This window comes from Pseudomonas sp. RIT409 (assembly GCF_003052515.2).
Taxonomy (GTDB): Bacteria; Pseudomonadota; Gammaproteobacteria; order Pseudomonadales; family Pseudomonadaceae; genus Aquipseudomonas.
In genome coordinates, this window is sequence record NZ_QARE02000021.1 from 12,765 (window position 1) to 28,698 (window position 15,934).

Here is a 15,934-nt window from a genome sequence, read left to right on the forward strand (position 1 = left end):
GGACGCAGGCGGCCAGCGAATCCGAGTGGATGCTGATCAGTCCTGAAGCCGGTCGGCCATGTCCTTGACCCGGCCAGCGTCAGCGTGAAGCGCTTTACTCAGGCGCGTCCCGTAATCGGCATCCGCCTTGTAGAAGTACGAAAGCATTGTGTAGGTGTTCTCCTTGTTATCAACGTGGGCAAGATCGCCGCTGAGCGCTTCGACCAACAGCGTTTTATCCTTCTCACCCAGGCTTCGGTAATATTCGCCCGCCTGGAAGAAGTTTCGCGGCTTACCGGTCATCCGTTGTTGAGTTGTGCCGGTCACTGGCGTCTGGGCGTATTTGTATTTCGGGTCCTGATCCAGTGGTTTTATCCCGGAAGGCTCGTAATTGATTTCTCCCTTCCGGCCGCTTGCATTCATCGCCCCGTCCTGGCTGTTGTTATTGACAGTCGTGCGAGGCGCATTGATGGGAAGTTGTTGATAGTTGGCGCCCAGCCGATACATCTGAGTATCGGCATAAGCGAACAAGCGGCCCTGCAGCATTCGGTCTTCCGACGCTTCAATACCGGGGATCAGGCGAGACGGGGCAAACGCCGACTCTTCCGTCGACTCGAAGTAATTGTCTGGAACACGATTCAAGGTCAGCGTGCCCACTTTGCGTTCGGCGATGCCCGTCCAGACTTTTGTGTCATCCAGCGGATCGAAATCAAACTTGCCCAACTCACCCGGCGTCAATGTCTGGATGTACAAGTCCCATTTCGGAAAGTCGCCTTTTTTAATCGCGCCATACAGATCATTCGTCATCATGTTCCAGTCATTACCCACCGAGCCTGCGATTTGCTTCGGCTCCAGCCCGTGGACGCCTTGGCGACTGCGCCAACTGAACTTCACGTAATGAACAGTGCCTTGGGCATTGACGAACTTGAACGCGTGGACCGCAGAGCCATTCATGTGGCGGTACGAGTCCGGCATGCCCTCTACGGTGTAGAGGTGGGTCAGCATGTTGGTGGCTTCAGGTGTGTGGGCGAAAAAGTCGAACGCCAGATTGGGGTCTTGAACGCCGGTGACGGCGCTGGGTTTGTTGGCGTGTACAAAGTCGGGAAACTTGATGGCATCACGGATAAAAAAGATCGGCCAGTTGATCCCGACCATGTCCCAGTTGCCTTGCTCGGTATAAAACTTCACCGCGAAACCGCGTGGGTCGCGGGCTTGCTCCGGCGAGCCGCGATAGCCCATCACCGTTGAAAAACGCACGAATACCGGCGTCTGGCTGCCGGGTTTGAAGACTTGAGCGGTTGTCAGGTCATGGATATCGCTGCTGGGTTCAAAGACGCCAAACGCCCCCGTGCCTCGCGCATGTACCACACGTTCAGGAATACGTTCACGATCGAAACGCTGCAGCTTCTCGATCAAATGTGCATCTTGAAGTAAGACCGGCCCAGTTTCGCCCGCTGTCTGAGAGTTTTCATTGTCACCGACCGGGCTACCGCTGTCGCGCGTCATGTATTCAGCGTGCACGGTGGTCACACTGGCTGCGGTCAGCATCGCAGCGAACGACAGGCGCCATAAGGAGGATTTATTGATCACTTTTAGATTCTCCGGAGTTTTTATAAAGGCGCTCGGATAATGGGTGGGGAATATTTAGCGAGCTATTTTGTTCTGTGCATGGTGTCGATCGAATTATTTGATCATCCCCACGATTCACTTTTTTTAATGGATTGATTATTCGGATGCGCGCGAATACGCCAAAGTGTGCAATCCATAAAGACTGGCATATTGATGTTGCGGCGCCTGAAGTCGTAGCGTCGGCAAGCGGACCGCTCGTGCACTGGCGGGCGGCTTCGCCGCCATCGCGCTGCCGATTGAATGTTCGACAAAAGCGCTTGCCCTTCCGTGGGAGGACTGTCGCAAGGTATTTCAAGAGGGCAACAGCAGAAACGCACGCGCACCGAAAACGTCGAGTGGATTCGGGGTCATGACCGGCAATCCTGAGTCAAGCTGGCCGAGCGCAGCTGTGAAGGAGGGCGCAAACCCGGACAGCCGGTGAAGGCTGTCAGTGATAAACTCCCGCCACTTCAGACGAGGAGCGACAGACGTGCGCAAGATGGCAATGATGGTGGCGGTGTTGATGCTGGCGGGCTGCGACGGTGGAAAGCCGAGCCCGACTGCCAAGGTGCCGAGCGTTGACTCGGTGGCGGAGGCTCCGACCCCGGCTTCGTCGCAATGGACCATCCGCGTTCATTTGAAAGAAGCGCTGAGCGACATGACCTACTGGCTGGTGGAGCACCATTACCCGTCCTACGTGGTCAAGGTCGATGGCAAGGAAGTGGTGATGATCGGCCCGTTTGAGTCGGAGGAGGCCGCGGGCAAGGCCAAGACCGATATCGACGCGGCGCTGGTGAAAGGTCATCGGTTGTCGCAGTTGGAAGTGATCGCCCCGAAACAGTAACGCGGCCGACGCGCTATAGGCTCAACCGCCCCCCTCAACGAAACGGCCGCCAGCGGTATTGCGACCGCTGGCAGGCCGTATTGCTTGGGGTTGGACCCCGTCCTCGGGCAGGCGCTAACTCAAGAGGCGCGCCTGGCGGTGCCGTGGGCAAATCAACGGCGGCCGAGCAACAATCCCACGACCAGACCGAATCCTGCAGAAATGGCGACGGTCTGCCAAGGATGGCCACCGATGTAAGTTTCCGTGGCCTCTACGGCCGGTTTGGTTTTGTCGCGGACGCGTCCCAGCGAGTCCACAGCCTGTTTCAATTTCAAGCTCAGTTGTGCGCGAACGGTTTCTGCCTCTTCGCCCACCAGCGAAGCGCTGTCCTTGAGCAGTTTATCGGACTCTTCGATGAGGGCCGCCAATTCACTGAATGCCTGATCCTGGATCTGTTCGGCGGTGTTTTGGACAGCGGGTTTACGAGCCATGGCACATTTCCTTCAATTGATGATGGCAGTGAGCAATGGAGTCCTGTGGGGCGAGAAAAGTTGCAGGGGATTGCCCGCCTTGCGCAAAAAGTCGGGCCGATGGGGTCGGGGATCGAGGACCACGGGTGTAAGATGCTGACGCTCCGCCACCGGCCATCGCCCGGGACGGACCGTTTTGTTTTTGCACACAGAGGTAACGTCATGAGTTTCAACCTGGCCAACAAATCCCTTGCCGAGCGCGCTGCGATCGAAGACGAGAAATCCCGCCTGTTCGAACTGTGGCAGAGCAACCTGGGCAAGGCCAAGGGCGAAGCGGCCCGGCTGATGGGCGAGCGGTCCAAGCGCAAGGGCAAGTGGTCGGAATGGGTGCGCGCCGAACTCGATGCCATGTCGCCGCCGGAATACGCCAACATGGTGCGCGCCGAAGTGAATCGCCTGGTCGCTGCGGCGCGCGGCTGAATCAGGCCGCTGAATTCGGCAATGGCCTGCGCCGAGTGGGTCGGGATGTTCGAGGCTGCGTCGGTGCCCCTGAGCACGTGAGGCAGCGCCGCGCAGTGTGTGGTCGATGCGCACACCCTGCGGGTGAGTCCCAAGCTCGACAAACTTCATCCGCCATGCCGATGAAGCCGCCCGACGGCACCAGAATCTGCTCCCGGGCCACGAACTCTTCCAGGCTCAGGACCTGTGGCCCCCGGCGCCAGGCTGGCCGAATCGACCAGACACCGATAGTCGTCCCGGAATGGCCTTGCCAGCCCGTAGTCGACACAGTTGCGACTGCTATGGAAGTTGCGAAGCTTCAGGTTTGCCTGCGCATCTTCGGAGAAGCCTTCCGCGAAAGCCGAGCCGGTGGAGCCGATGCCACTGACGGCCACGGACGACAAAGATAAGCCTCCGTGATTTAGCTGTTCGGCTCCTTATCAATTTGTGTGGGACGATTCAACAATAACGGCGTGGGGGTCAGCCCACTGTTTGAAATCGATTGGCGCAAAACGAATGCACTTCCTCGGCGACCCTTCTCCCTCCGTTTTCGGTTGAGAATATCTCGACTTCTGCTGATCCGACATAGCCTGACGCTTCAATGAGGCGCCGCAACCTCGAAGATCAATGGCCCCATCACCCATCATGCCTCGATCAAGAAGAAGTCCTGGGTGTCGTGAAGCTAGTCGCAGACGTTGGCGTTCCCTGCCGATGCGACACCTTGAGCCCCGTCAAGACGTCAGGCTTGAACGGAAACGTCGCAGCGTCAGGTAGAAAAACATCAGGCCGAGTACTGCAAGCGCCAGCACCTGAGGCCATATCAATATCAAACCGGCATTGCGAAACAAGATCGCGGTGCTGAGGCTGACAAAGTGGGTAGAGGGCGAAAGTTGCATCATCCATTGCAGCCATAGGGGCATGCTTTCAAGCGGAGTGGAGCCTCCCGAGAGCAACAGCATCGGGATGATCACCGGAATCGCCAACAAGCCAAATTGCGGAGTGGAGCGCGCCAATGTCGCGAGGAATATGCCCAGTGAGTTTGTGGCGAACAGGTACATGGCGGTGAGGACTAAAAACAGCGTCTTAGAGCCTGTCAGTGGCACATCAAGGGCGAGCCTCACCACACCTTCCAGTGAGGCCCAACTGCAGGCGACCACGACGATGGCATTGGCACTGATTTTCGACAGCATGACCTCTCTGGGACTCAGAGGAAGCACGAGCAAATGGTCGAGCGTGCCGTGCTCACGCTCCCGAAGCACGGCAGTCCCCGAAAGGATGATCGCCAGTAGGGTGATGTTATTGACGATCTGGATCACGGCCAGAAACCACGCACCTTCAAGATTGGGGTTGAACAGCACTCGAGTCGTCAGTTGTATCGGTGGCGGCGACGCTGATTTGCCCTGGCTGCGGTAGTCTTGCAACACCGTTTGCAAAATCCTTGAGAGGTAACCGGCGCCCATGAATGCCTGACTCATGGCAGTGGCGTCGACATTGACCTGTATGGCGGGACTGCGACCGGCGTTCAGATCGCGTTGAAAATTCGCCGGTATATCGATGATGAAGGTGAAACGGCCGCTGTCCATTGACCGGTCCAACTGATCGTAGGGCAGGAGCACTGCCGTTTGAAACTCGGGAGGCAGCAGCGCCTCTATGATCAAGCGGGAGAGATGGCTGCGATCCTCATCGACGACCGCCACACTGGCGTTGTGCACACCCATCACCGAGCCTGCGGCCGGCATGTAGATGGCGATCGAGAAGGCGTAGGTGAGAAACAACAGCAGAACGAGGTCGTAACGCAGACTGGTCAGCTCTTTCATCGTCAACGACAGCACATTGGCAGCTTTGCTCATCAGTGCTCCTGCTTTTTCAACATCAACAGGCTGACGCCGCTGAAAGTCACAAAGAACCCCAACAGAGCGACACATTCCGGCCACAGATGGCGAAGATCTAAAGCCTTGGTGAATGTTCCCACCGCGATGTCCAGGAAATAGCCAGCGGGGAACAACGCACCCATCACGGCGGACGCGCCCTGCAACGACGACCTGGGCACGATCAGCCCGGAAAACTGGATGGTGGGCAGGCTGGTGATGATCATGGTCCCCAGGATGGCGGCGATCTGGGTGCGGGTGAAAGCGGAAATCAGCAGGCCCAGACTGGTGGTTGCCATCACGTACAAAATGCCGCCCAGCGCGAGGGTCAGCAGGCTTCCCTTGAATGGTACTCCAAACACCCATCGGTTCATGGCCGTGAGCAGGCACAGATTGACCAGACTCACTGCTATGTAAGGCAGCTGTTTACCGAAGAGGAACTCCACTCGCGTCAAAGGGGTGGCGAAGAAGTTGGTGATAGACCCCAACTCCTTTTCTCGGACGATGCCCAGCGCCGTGAGCATGGCCGGAATGAATGCAAGGATCAGCGCCATCACGCCGGGACCTATAGCATTGACGCTGACCACGTCCTGGTTGTATCGAAAGCGCATCTGGAGCTGGGCGTCGGGCGTCGCAGATGCCGGATGGCTGCTCAATCGCGCCATCTGTTGCAGGTTGGCGGCGTGCACGGCTTCAACATAGTTACGACTGGTTTCGGCTCGGAACGGCATGCCGCCCTCCAGCCAAGCCGCCACGGCCGGGTGCCGATTGGCGTACAGGTCGCGACCGAATCCCGGTGGGATCTCCAGCGCCAGTTCGATTTCCGAACTCTGCAAACGTTGATGCAGCTCCGCAGGATTTCGAATGGACGCATGCTCGGAGAAATAGCGTGAACCCCTGAATGCTTCCAGATATGCCCGACTTTCCGCTGTCTGGTCCTGATCGAAGGCAGCAAAAGCCAGGTTCTCGACATCCAGTGATATGCCCAGGCCAAAGATCACCATCATCAAGATGGCGCCCAGCAGGGCAAATGCCAGACGCACCCTGTCACGCAGCAGCTCCCGGCGCTCCTTCCCAGCGACCGCAAGCATGCGGCTGATGGGAGCGTAGCGGTGCGTCATAGGGGCATGGCTTACGGGTGCCGCGAAGGAAAAGTCGGCGATAGGTGCCGGGCTTTGCTCTGCCTGAGCTTGCTCCAGACAATTGATGAAAGCGAGCTCCAGCGTCTGCGATCCATACTGTTCCTGCAACTGCGCGCAGGTGCCACAAGCCAAGACTTTTCCGGCATGCATGAAGGAAATACGATCACACCGCTGCGCTTCATTCATGAAGTGGGTTGAGAGGAAAATCGTCACCCCCTGATGGCGGGACAATTCGGTCAGCGCCTGCCAGAAAGTATCCCGTGCCGCCGGGTCCACGCCGGAGGTTGGCTCATCAAGGATCAGCACCTCGGGCTCATGCAGGATCGCGACGGCCAGCGACAGTCGTTGGCGAATCCCCAGCGGCAAGGAGCCGGAGGGTTGGTCAGCGATGTCGGTCAGATCGAAGCGGTCAAGCAGGCGAGTAATGCGCTGTTCTCGCTCGTCTGCAGGTACATCGTAAAGCCTGGCATGCAGGGCCAGGTTCTGGCGCGCCGTTAGCTCACCGTAAAGCGAGAAGCTTTGGGTCATGAAGCCAATGCGCTGGCGGGTGTGCAGGTCGCTGGCGTCCACGGGTTTGCCCAGCAACGTTGCCGTTCCGGTTGTCGCGGGGATCAGGCCCGTAAGCACCTTCATGGTCGACGTCTTGCCGCAGCCGTTGGAGCCAAGAAATCCGAATATCTCGCCTTTGCCGATAGAGAAGCTGACGTTGTCGACTGCGGTGAAATCGCCGAAGCGTAAGGTCAGCGCACGGGCTTCGATGGCAATTATGTGTTTGTCCGACTGCTGGCTTTCGAGCACTTGGGGTGCTGGGGCAATCCTTGGCGTGCGGCCCTGAAAGTGAGTGAACGCATGGTCCAGCTTGCCACTGGGGGTGCTCGCAGCCAGCGCCGCGCGACTTCCTGCCGCGATCAACCGGCCCTGATCGAGCATCAGGCAGTGCTCGAACTGCTCCGCTTCTTCCATGTAGGCGGTGGCCACCAGAATGGTCAAATGCGGCCGTTGCAGACGCACCTGCTCGATCAGTTCCCAAAAGTGTCGTCGGGAAAGAGGATCGACGCCGGTGGTTGGCTCATCCAGTATCAACAGTTCAGGGTCATGAATGAGGGCGCAACACAACCCCAGTTTCTGTTTCATGCCACCCGACAATTTTCCCGCGCGTCGATCTTGGAATCGCAGCAGATCGGTCGCAAGCAGGAGCGTCTGCACGCGCTCGTGGATCTGGTCGGAACTCAGGCTGAAAAGCGCGGCGAAATAACGCACGTTCTCCTCAACGCTAAGGTCGGGGTAGAGGTTATTGCCCAATCCCTGCGGCATAAACGCAATCCGCGTGTACAGGGTACTGCGATGGGCACGGTCATTGATCTCACCGCCGAGCACTGAAAGCTGCCCGGTTTGTAGCGATCTCACACCCGCGATCAGCGCAAGCAGCGTCGACTTTCCAGCCCCGTCGGGTCCAATCAGGCCACAGCGAGTGCCGACTGGAAGCTCAAGGTTGACGGCGGTCAATGCGGGAACGGAGCCGTAACAATGGCTCAGACCTTGAATAGACAGTGATGGGCCGGTCATGGCAGCACACTCGGCCACGGGACCGGGCGCGTCCTGACATAGCCTGTCCCTGGCATGCCAGGTTTGGCCTGTGGTGTCCGGGCAGGATCGATCAAGTTCACCTTCACCCGAAAGACCAGCTTCTGACGCTCATCCCGTGTTTCCACCTCTTTGGGCGTGAATTGGGCCTTGTCTTCCACGAAGCTGATACGGGCGGGCAGGGGCGTGTCGGCAAGCGAGTCGAGCACGATCCGCGCTTCGTCCCCCAGGGTCAGCTTGCCCACGGTTGCCGTCGGCAAATAGAGGTTCATGTATTGATCCTCGGTATTGATCATGACGAGCACCTGGCTCCCCGCAGCCACCACTTCGCCCGGCTCGGCCACCCGTAGTTGGATGACACCATCCACCGGTGCGCGCAGGCTGTCATCGTCGATCTCGCTTTGAAGGCTCGCGACCTGCGCCAAGGCTGCTCCGATAGTGGCCTGGAGCGCTTCGACTTGAGCTCTGGCAGCGCGCACTGCTGATGTCGCGGTGTCCAGGCGCGACGTCTGCTGATCAAGGGCCTGGGCGCTGTAGTAGCCGCGTTCGTACAGTTGGCGGCCGCGTCTGAGCTCCTGCCGAGCAAGCAACTGTTCGCTCTGACGCAATTGCAGCGTGGCCTGCGCTGCAGCCACGTTTTGCCGGGCGCCAGCCACGCCAGCTTCGGCTTGCCTCAACTGTGCATCGAGCGTGCGGGTGTCCATGCGAGCCAGCAGTTGCCCAGCCGTGACCTGATCGCCCTCGTGCACCAGCACCTGCGCCAGACGTCCCGCGGTCTTGCTGGCGATCTGTACTTCGGTCGCTTCCAGTCGGCCGTTGGACATATCGAAGTCCGGCGACAGTCGAGGCTTGCGCAGTTGCCAGTAACCGAAGACACCGCCGCCCAGTGTCAGAACCAAAATTGCGACTGCCCAGGTGATCCATTTTCGATGCTGTGCTGGCATAAAGCGTCCCCTTGTGTGAGGGGAGTCTGGACCTGTCGAGACCCCGGAGTTTGATCCTTATCAAACACACAGCCTTTTGACACCCACGTCTTGGTCACGCATCGGCAGAGCGATTCTGATCTACATCAAACCCGGCTGCCCCCGGTGCCGGACAATGGCAGCACATCCGCATCGGTTGAACCGCTGCGACCCGATAAACAATGGAGGTGTGAGATGGCCGACATCGAGCGTTTGTTGCTTATTGCCCCACCACTGATGCAGCGTACCCCCGCGTTCGACCGAGCTGCAGCGCTGGCCAAGGTCAAATCCGCAGCGTTGCATATCGTTGCGTTCGATTATGTGGAGGGCATTGCATCCGCGGGCCTGGTCAACGAGACCGCGATAAAGGAGGTGCGTGAAGGTTATCTGCATAGCCACCGACAGTGGTTGGATGAGCAGGCCAAGGGTATCCACCACATGGGTGTTCAGATCACCACGGAGGTGATGTGGGTCAAGCGCCCTCAGGAGGAAATCCTGACCCATGTGCGTGACATGAAGCCAGCGATGGTGATCAAGGATCTTCAGCATGAGTCCTGGCTGACACGGGCGCTTTTCACCACGCTGGACATGCGCCTGCTATACGACTGTGAGGCCCCATTGCATCTGGTAGCCAAGGTGCAACATGGCATTCCGCGCAAAATTGTGGCGGCTGTAGACCCGTTCCGGTTGGATGATCAGTTCGAGCGGCTTAACGACCGGATTATCAGGATGGCCGAGCAACTGGCTTCGCAATGCGACGCGCAACTGGACCTGTTGTACGCCTACGATTTGTCCTACATCTACGCGCTGGACGGCGGATTCGGGTATCAGCCGTCGGTCATGGACGAGCTGTACGACAACGAAATGCAGGTATTTCATCGGTTGGCAGACCGCTTCGGGGTTCCGGCAGACCGCAGGCACATGATCACGGGAAACCCTGCTCGGGTCATTGAGTCGTTTATGACCGATAACGCTGTGGATGTGGTGGTGCTCGGTACGGTTCACCGTGATGCCATGAACAAACTGCTGGGCAGCACGACCGAGCAACTGGCGAATCACTTGCCCAGCAGCCTGCTGACCATCAATCCGCGCAGCGCCGAATGATCCGGCTGGAGATCAGCAGACAGACGTGTGAGCGCCTGTCTGCAAAGCGTCGGCGCAATCCTGGTATCGACCCATGAGCCACTCATCAGGAGGCGAGCGTGCATCCAACGACGGATGTAACGACCGCTACGATGCCTTGCGGCGTCTGGCATTTGATCTGGGCATTCGCTGGTCAGGGGCGAACGAAGACATCTGGATGCGCTTGAATCCTGACGTGTGGCAGATGACCCATAACCCGTGTCTGGTCCTGAACGCTGTATCTCGGGAAAAAATTGACGAACATTTGGCTGACGACACGTTCGCTGTCCAACTGCAACGCATCATCGATCAGCATCAGAAACATTTGGCGGCACCCACATGGTTCACGACGCTGCCCGATGCTTCAGCGATTGGCCAAATCGCCTATTTCTCTATGGAATACATGCTCAGTGAGTCATTGCCGCTTTACTCTGGCGGATTGGGTAACGTGGCAGGCGATCAGCTCAAGGCGGCCAGTGACCTCGGTGTCCCCGTGATTGCGGTCGGCATGCTGTGGCAGCATGGCTATTTCCGTCAGGAGATCGACAGCGCAGGTCGTCAGCACGCGTTGTTTCCTGTCAATGACACTGCGCAGATGCCAATCGAGCCGCTGCTGCGACCGGATGGCAGTCTGTTGAGACTAGCGATCGATCTGCCGGGGCTGACCGTCTGGCTTCGGGGCTGGCAGGTGCGAATCGGGCGCAGCCGGTTATTGCTGCTCGACAGCAACGACCCGATTAACCCTGTGCCCGTGCGCTTAATCACTGAACAACTGTACGGCGGCGACGCTGAAATGCGTCTGCGCCAGGAAATCGTCCTCGGCATCGGAGGCTGGCGGCTGCTGGAAGCCGCCGGCCATCATCCCCGCATATGCCACCTCAATGACGGCCACGCCGCATTCGTGGCCCTAGAGCGGGCTCGCAATTACATGTGCGTACATTCGGTCGATTTTCAGGTGGCGCTGACTGCCACGCGTGCCGGAAACCTATTCACGACGCACACGCCGGTCAGCGAGGGGTTTGACTGTTTCGAGCCCGCCCTGATCGGCAAATATCTACGGCGCTACATCGAGCAAGAGCTTGAGCAGCCGTTGCAGAACATCATTTCGATGGGGCAGGCGCCCGGTGGCGCCCCGGATTCTGCCTTCAACACGGCCTGGTTCGCTCTGCGCTGTTCAGGGGCGGTGAATGCAGTCAGTCAACTGCACGCTCAGACCAGTCGCCGCTTGTTCCAGCCACTGTTCCCAAGGGTGCCCACCGATGAGGTGCCTATAGGGCATATCGTCAACGGAATTCATATTCCGACCTGGATGTCGACTGACGTTCAAGAGCGCTGGCAATCCACCCGCGGGGAGCAACACCCTTGGTCGGTCTCGATACCTGCGGATATCGGGCGGCTCTTGGGTGAAGTTGACGATGGACTGCTCTGGCAGTTGCGTCAGCAGGCGCGAGCAGTATTGGTTGCATTCGTCCGTCAACAATTGGCCAGAAGCGAAGCTGTCCGTGGAGAGTCTCTGTCAGTGATCGAGTGTGCCGGTGCCGGACTTCATCCCGAGGTGTTGACGCTAGGCTTTGCACGACGGTTTGCCCCTTATAAGCGGCCCAATCTCTTGCTCGCAGATCCTGATCGGCTGCTGCGTCTACTCAATCATCCTGCACGGCCGGTGCAATTGCTCATCGCTGGCAAGGCTCACCCTGCCAATCAGGTCGGGCAGGAGATGATTCGGCAGTGGCATCAATTCATTCGCAGGCCTGAAGCCCGAGGACGTGTCGCGTTCATCGAAGACTACGACATGCGTATCGCCCGACATCTGGTTCAGGGAGTGGATGTTTGGATCAACACGCCGCGACGGCCATGGGAAGCCTGTGGCACGAGCGGAATGAAGGTTCTGGCCAACGGCGGGCTGAATCTCTCCCAGCTCGACGGTTGGTGGGCTCAGGCTTATGCCGCCGATCTGGGGTGGGCCTTGGGAGACGCGCAAGAGCACAGTGCTGAGCATGACACTGCCGACGCCGAGCAGCTTTATCTGCTGCTTGAAAAGCAAGTGATACCCGCCTTCTATGATCGTGGCGGCGATGGTCGTCCCGCGGGCTGGATAAAACGAATGCGCGCCAGTATGGGGACCCTTGTCGCTCAGTATTCCGCCGACCGGACCGTACGCGAATACGTGGAGCACTATTACGCACCGATGGCGCGGGCTTACGTTGCACGTTCCGGGCACGACAGTGCGCTGGCGAGGAATCTGGTCGCCAGATATGCCGATCTGGTGAAGCATTGGCCCGGTCTGAGCATCGATGATCCGGTGTTCGCGCAGGGTGAGGCCGGTTATGACATTCGAGTGATGGTGAAGCTCGGAGGAGTGGATGCTTCGCTGATCCAGGTACAGGTCTATCGATCCGCGCAGTCCTCCGAGCCTTGGAAAACCTGGAATCTGACGCCGGTTGCAGGTCCCGGCTCGGCCTCGGCTGTGTGCTATACAGGGGCGATTGCTGAAGCTTATCCCGTCGACTTCTATACCGTGCGGATCGTCCTCAAGTGTGAGGCGGAAATGGACGCGTGCGTGGCGGCGCCGTGGATCCTGTGGCAAAAGTAAGCCCGGTGGCGGCCTGCCACCGGCCGAGGGGTAGACAGTTCAGGCGATCAATATGTAGTTCTCTACGTGGGTTACTCCGGGGATGGACCAAGCGGCATTTTCTGCTGCTTTTCGCTCTAGCCACTGGTGCACGTGACCTTCCAGTTTTACGGTCTTGCCTTCGACCGTCACGCGCAGTTTTCTGCTGTCCAGCGCCGCATTGCGCGCGAACGCTGCCTCTATACGCTCTTTGATGTTTTCGGGCGTTTCTTTGGGCTTGAGTATCAGCATGTTGTTGATTCCGACCACCCCCGCCAGCTTGCGTACAGCGCTTTGCGCGGCTTCTTTCTGATATTGCCAGTCGACTTCACCTTCGAGGGTGACCCAACCATTCTGAACCTTGATCTGCAAGCGCTCGTCGGGGATTGCACTGTTCCAGCGGATCACATCCAGGCATCGGCCAGCGATTGCTTCATCGCTGATATCAAGGTCTTCGTTGGAGACGACCTTGATCTCCTCCGCCACGGCTTTCACCCCCTTGACGCTTTTGACCGCGCGTTCTGCAGCGAACTTCTGGGCGTAGGTCCTGACGTGTCCGGTCAGGCTCACCACCCCGTTTTCGATGGCAACGCCGATGGCGGCTGCATCGATATTGGGCTGAAATTCAAGCTCATCCAGGATCATCCGCCGCAATTCGAGATCGCTCATATTGCCTCCTCATGAAATGACTGGACTCAACGCGTGAGCCCGGTGCCGAACTGTGGGTATTAACCCTCTTGTCGAAGAGGCAGACATTGAGTTTTGTCAGACTTGCTGATGGACGCGCAATCCGCACCGGCCTCCATGGGTTTTCTGATATTCGTCAATAATGCCTCGACGCTTTCCTCGCAGTCTGAATCTGACGCATCCGCGTGTGACCCGCATGGCGCGGCGGACGGTGACAGTGACCCGACAGAGGACAGTGCGATGAAACCTTCCGATCAAAATGTTTATGTGTACGACAGTCATCACGACGCAGAAGAAGCGATCCGCTCGCTCGGCAAGGCGGGTTTCGACGTCAAGCAGCTTTCACTGGTAGGGAAGGGGTATCACACCGAGGAGCATCCGGTGGGTTTTTACTCCACAGGCGACCGAGTCAAATCCTGGGGTGCGACGGGGGCCTTCTGGGGTGGCATCTGGGGCATGCTGATCGCACCAGCGGTATTTCTGTTGCCGGGCGTAGGGGTGCTGGCGATGGCGGGGCCGGTTGTATCGGTACTGGTCGGTGCGCTGGAGGGGGCGATTCTGGTGGGCGGTATTTCCGTGTTGGGTGCCGTGCTCAAAAGTATCGGTGTCGATGATGATGAGGTCGTCAAGTACGAAACCGCGCTGAAAGCCGATAAGTACTTACTGATCGTTCACGGCACGCCGGAAGAGCTGTCAAAAGCCCGAACCGTACTGCATCGCTGACCGTAACTGCCCGGCGCAGCGCCAGGTTCCATCGTTGCCGAGGTCCGGGCTGCGTTGCATTCGTCCACCCATCCTCGTGTCGGAGACCTGCCATGTTCGCCAACCCCCACACTGCCGCCCTTATTGCAGAAATGAACAAAGCAACACCCGGCGAGCACTGGCTGGAAGCCTTGCGCGGGGGAACACATGTGCTGATTCGGCCCGTGTGTGCGCAGGATCATCAGCGTTTGCTCGCATTCTTTCAGCGGCTGTCCCCGTTGTCGTTGAGATTCCGGTTTCTAGGTGCGATCGCCCACGTCGATGACTCTGTTGTCGATGCCTTCATGAGCGTTCCCGACGACTCATGCATGGTGTATGTGGCACTCATTCACAACTTCGGGGAGTTGCAGATCATCGGGATCAGCCGTTACCGACGCCTGGATGACCCGCACGCCTGCGGATGTGCGGTGGCCGTGGCGGACGCCTGGCAGCGAAAAGGCTTGGGCCGGCTATTGCTCACCCACTTGATCACCGCCGCTCGGCGAAATGGTTTCGAGCAAATGACCTCCACCGACCTGTCCACTGACTATCCTGTACATCGTCTGTACAAAAGGCTTGGGTTTACGTCGGCCTACCTCGGGAAAGATTTCGAGCGGATCGTTCATGATTTGCGACTCTGAATGCGCCGACCCAATCCTGCGTCTAGACGGGTTCTCTTTCGTCGCAAAATCTCTGAGTCGCCCCTTGTGCTCTAGCGTTTAGCAGGGCGACTCAACCGTCCAGCCGATCGGGCCGTTGACGTTATTTGCGTGTGGCTTTTTCCAACATCCTGGTGGCGCGCTCGTTGGCCTCGTCCGCGGTTTTCTGGGCTTGCGCCGCAGCGCTTTGTGCCATGTCGGCCTTGTTGTACGCCTCATCGGCTCGCAGCCGTGCAGTGGCAGCAGTGTTCTCAACGGCCTCGAGTCGCATGTCTACTTCCTGGGCATGTTTATGGCTGCAACCCGTTGTCAGGGCCAGGGCTGTGGTCAGCATCGTGATCAACCGTGTGCGTTGCATGGCGAGTATCTCCACTGATGTACAAGTCGGATGTTGCAATGACCTTGAAACGGTAACGGCGGGGGACCTACGGCGCTTGATCAAGGTCAATCTTCGGGGCTGATCAGGCTGGAAACTCACCCTCATTCTCAGCGTTTGGGGAGGCAAAACCGGAAGTTCGGGCCAGTTGATTTTTATCAAGTCCACGAAGAGTCAAAGCGCGACATTAAACGGGCAACGTCCGGGATGCGACGCCACGCCATCCTGTTTTTCCAACCCTTCCCATGAGGATCCTGCCATGGCTCAGTCCTTGAAGAAGCTCCACTCCCGCAATGACGAACAAAATCGCGAGGTCGCTATCGACTCCGGGAGCTGGCATCCCTTTGAGCATGTACGTCGTCAGTTCGAACACCTGTTTCAGGATGTAGCGAACATGCCCTCGCTGTTTTCCAGGCAACCACGGTTCGATCTGGAGCCTTTCTGGAACAGTGATTTCACGATGATCAAATCGCCCGCCGTGGACATCGTGGAAAACGAAAAGGTGTTTGAAATAACGGCGGAAGTGCCAGGCGTCGATGAGAAGAACCTGTCCGTCAAAGTCGTCAACGGCACATTGCTGCTAAAGGGTGAAAAGCGTGAAGAGCGCGATGAAACCTCAAAAAGTTATCACCTGACCGAGCGTCGCTATGGCGCTTTCGAGCGCGTGTTCAATCTGCCGAAGACCGTCGACGCTGATCACATCAAAGCCGCTTTCAAATCCGGTGTGCTCACGGTCACGCTGCCAAAAAAAGCAGAAGCGATGCAGCCGGAAAAAACGGTCGAAATCAACATCAACTGATCATT

At 58.2% G+C, this 15,934-nt stretch carries 14 protein-coding genes and 1 pseudogene; 7 read left to right on the top strand and 8 right to left on the bottom strand.

Features of this window, described 5'->3' with window-relative positions:
- Positions 1-36 precede the first annotated feature (36 nt).
- On the bottom strand, positions 37-1,527 hold the full coding sequence (locus tag DBP26_RS21890; RefSeq protein ID WP_108239678.1) for a catalase: 1,491 nt from the start codon (positions 1,525-1,527) through the stop codon (positions 37-39).
- Positions 1,528-2,077: 550 nt separating this feature from the next.
- On the opposite strand from DBP26_RS21890, the gene DBP26_RS21895 reads away from it, so the two are divergent.
- Positions 2,078-2,431, top strand: a complete 354-nt coding sequence (locus DBP26_RS21895; protein ID WP_108239617.1) for a hypothetical protein — start codon at positions 2,078-2,080, stop codon at positions 2,429-2,431.
- 152 nt (positions 2,432-2,583) lie between these two features.
- Here the strand turns inward: DBP26_RS21895 and DBP26_RS21900 are convergent, their stop codons facing one another.
- Entirely contained in the window at positions 2,584-2,901 is a 318-nt protein-coding gene (locus DBP26_RS21900) for a DUF883 family protein (protein WP_108239618.1), read from the bottom strand.
- A 201-nt stretch (positions 2,902-3,102) separates the two neighbouring features.
- On the opposite strand from DBP26_RS21900, the gene DBP26_RS21905 reads away from it, so the two are divergent.
- A complete protein-coding gene (locus tag DBP26_RS21905; protein ID WP_108239619.1) occupies positions 3,103-3,360 on the top strand; it encodes a hypothetical protein in 258 nt (85 codons plus the stop codon).
- 2 nt (positions 3,361-3,362) lie between these two features.
- On the opposite strand, the pseudogene DBP26_RS27400 reads toward DBP26_RS21905, so the two are convergent.
- From DBP26_RS27400 to DBP26_RS21920, 4 genes and pseudogenes are all read right to left on the bottom strand, one after another.
- Positions 3,363-3,629, bottom strand: a pseudogene (locus DBP26_RS27400) (LysR family transcriptional regulator); the annotation flags it as partial.
- A gap of 480 nt (positions 3,630-4,109) precedes the next feature.
- Entirely contained in the window at positions 4,110-5,228 is a 1,119-nt protein-coding gene (locus DBP26_RS21910) for an ABC transporter permease (RefSeq protein ID WP_108239620.1), read from the bottom strand.
- On the bottom strand, positions 5,228-7,954 hold the full coding sequence (gene rbbA, locus DBP26_RS21915; protein WP_108239621.1) for a ribosome-associated ATPase/putative transporter RbbA: 2,727 nt from the start codon (positions 7,952-7,954) through the stop codon (positions 5,228-5,230). Before rbbA ends, DBP26_RS21910 begins: the two co-directional genes overlap by 1 nt.
- Positions 7,951-8,916 carry a biotin/lipoyl-binding protein gene (locus tag DBP26_RS21920; RefSeq protein ID WP_108239622.1) on the bottom strand — a complete coding sequence of 322 codons (966 nt, stop codon included), beginning with the start codon at positions 8,914-8,916 and terminating at the stop codon, positions 7,951-7,953. The genes rbbA and DBP26_RS21920 overlap by 4 nt, the downstream gene beginning before the upstream one ends.
- Positions 8,917-9,129: 213 nt before the next feature.
- Here DBP26_RS21920 and DBP26_RS21925 point away from each other — a divergent pair, with 213 nt between their 5' ends.
- Complete coding sequence (locus tag DBP26_RS21925) at positions 9,130-10,038, top strand: universal stress protein (RefSeq protein ID WP_177411113.1); 909 nt, start codon at positions 9,130-9,132, stop codon at positions 10,036-10,038.
- A gap of 73 nt (positions 10,039-10,111) precedes the next feature.
- A complete protein-coding gene (gene glgP / locus DBP26_RS21930; RefSeq protein ID WP_108239623.1) occupies positions 10,112-12,649 on the top strand; it encodes an alpha-glucan family phosphorylase in 2,538 nt (845 codons plus the stop codon).
- Between the two features lie 39 nt (positions 12,650-12,688).
- Here glgP and DBP26_RS21935 read toward each other — a convergent pair whose 3' ends face one another.
- Entirely contained in the window at positions 12,689-13,336 is a 648-nt protein-coding gene (locus DBP26_RS21935; protein WP_108239624.1) for a BON domain-containing protein, read from the bottom strand.
- A 108-nt stretch (positions 13,337-13,444) separates the two neighbouring features.
- On the opposite strand from DBP26_RS21935, the gene DBP26_RS21940 reads away from it, so the two are divergent.
- Both DBP26_RS21940 and DBP26_RS21945 read left to right on the top strand, forming a co-directional pair.
- Positions 13,445-14,077, top strand: a complete 633-nt coding sequence (locus tag DBP26_RS21940; protein WP_218565102.1) for a hypothetical protein — start codon at positions 13,445-13,447, stop codon at positions 14,075-14,077.
- A gap of 92 nt (positions 14,078-14,169) precedes the next feature.
- A complete protein-coding gene (locus DBP26_RS21945) occupies positions 14,170-14,736 on the top strand; it encodes a GNAT family N-acetyltransferase (RefSeq protein WP_108239625.1) in 567 nt (188 codons plus the stop codon).
- Positions 14,737-14,857: 121 nt separating this feature from the next.
- Here DBP26_RS21945 and DBP26_RS21950 read toward each other — a convergent pair whose 3' ends face one another.
- Complete coding sequence (locus DBP26_RS21950) at positions 14,858-15,112, bottom strand: Lpp/OprI family alanine-zipper lipoprotein (RefSeq protein ID WP_108239626.1); 255 nt, start codon at positions 15,110-15,112, stop codon at positions 14,858-14,860.
- Positions 15,113-15,389: 277 nt separating this feature from the next.
- Between DBP26_RS21950 and DBP26_RS21955 the strand changes: the two genes are divergently transcribed.
- The gene (locus DBP26_RS21955; RefSeq protein WP_108239627.1) at positions 15,390-15,929 is read left to right on the top strand and encodes an Hsp20/alpha crystallin family protein; all 540 of its coding nucleotides are present in this window, start codon (positions 15,390-15,392) and stop codon (positions 15,927-15,929) included.
- Positions 15,930-15,934: the final 5 nt, after the last annotated feature.

What these genes read in the sequence shown, in the direction of transcription:
- DBP26_RS21900 (WP_108239618.1), bottom strand. Translation starts at nt 2,901, where the DNA reads ATGGCTCGTAAACCCGCTGTCCAAAACACCGCCGAACAGATCCAGGAT.
- DBP26_RS21905 (WP_108239619.1), top strand. Translation starts at nt 3,103, where the DNA reads ATGAGTTTCAACCTGGCCAACAAATCCCTTGCCGAGCGCGCTGCGATC.
- DBP26_RS21945 (WP_108239625.1), top strand. Translation starts at nt 14,170, where the DNA reads ATGTTCGCCAACCCCCACACTGCCGCCCTTATTGCAGAAATGAACAAA.
- DBP26_RS21925 (WP_177411113.1), top strand. Translation starts at nt 9,130, where the DNA reads ATGGCCGACATCGAGCGTTTGTTGCTTATTGCCCCACCACTGATGCAG.
- DBP26_RS21910 (WP_108239620.1), bottom strand. Translation starts at nt 5,228, where the DNA reads ATGAGCAAAGCTGCCAATGTGCTGTCGTTGACGATGAAAGAGCTGACC.
- DBP26_RS21940 (WP_218565102.1), top strand. Translation starts at nt 13,445, where the DNA reads ATGGACGCGCAATCCGCACCGGCCTCCATGGGTTTTCTGATATTCGTC.
- DBP26_RS21890 (WP_108239678.1), bottom strand. Translation starts at nt 1,527, where the DNA reads ATGCTGACCGCAGCCAGTGTGACCACCGTGCACGCTGAATACATGACG.
- glgP (WP_108239623.1), top strand. Translation starts at nt 10,112, where the DNA reads ATGAGCCACTCATCAGGAGGCGAGCGTGCATCCAACGACGGATGTAAC.
- DBP26_RS21950 (WP_108239626.1), bottom strand. Translation starts at nt 15,112, where the DNA reads ATGCAACGCACACGGTTGATCACGATGCTGACCACAGCCCTGGCCCTG.
- DBP26_RS21955 (WP_108239627.1), top strand. Translation starts at nt 15,390, where the DNA reads ATGGCTCAGTCCTTGAAGAAGCTCCACTCCCGCAATGACGAACAAAAT.
- rbbA (WP_108239621.1), bottom strand. Translation starts at nt 7,954, where the DNA reads ATGACCGGCCCATCACTGTCTATTCAAGGTCTGAGCCATTGTTACGGC.
- DBP26_RS21935 (WP_108239624.1), bottom strand. Translation starts at nt 13,336, where the DNA reads ATGAGCGATCTCGAATTGCGGCGGATGATCCTGGATGAGCTTGAATTT.
- DBP26_RS21920 (WP_108239622.1), bottom strand. Translation starts at nt 8,916, where the DNA reads ATGCCAGCACAGCATCGAAAATGGATCACCTGGGCAGTCGCAATTTTG.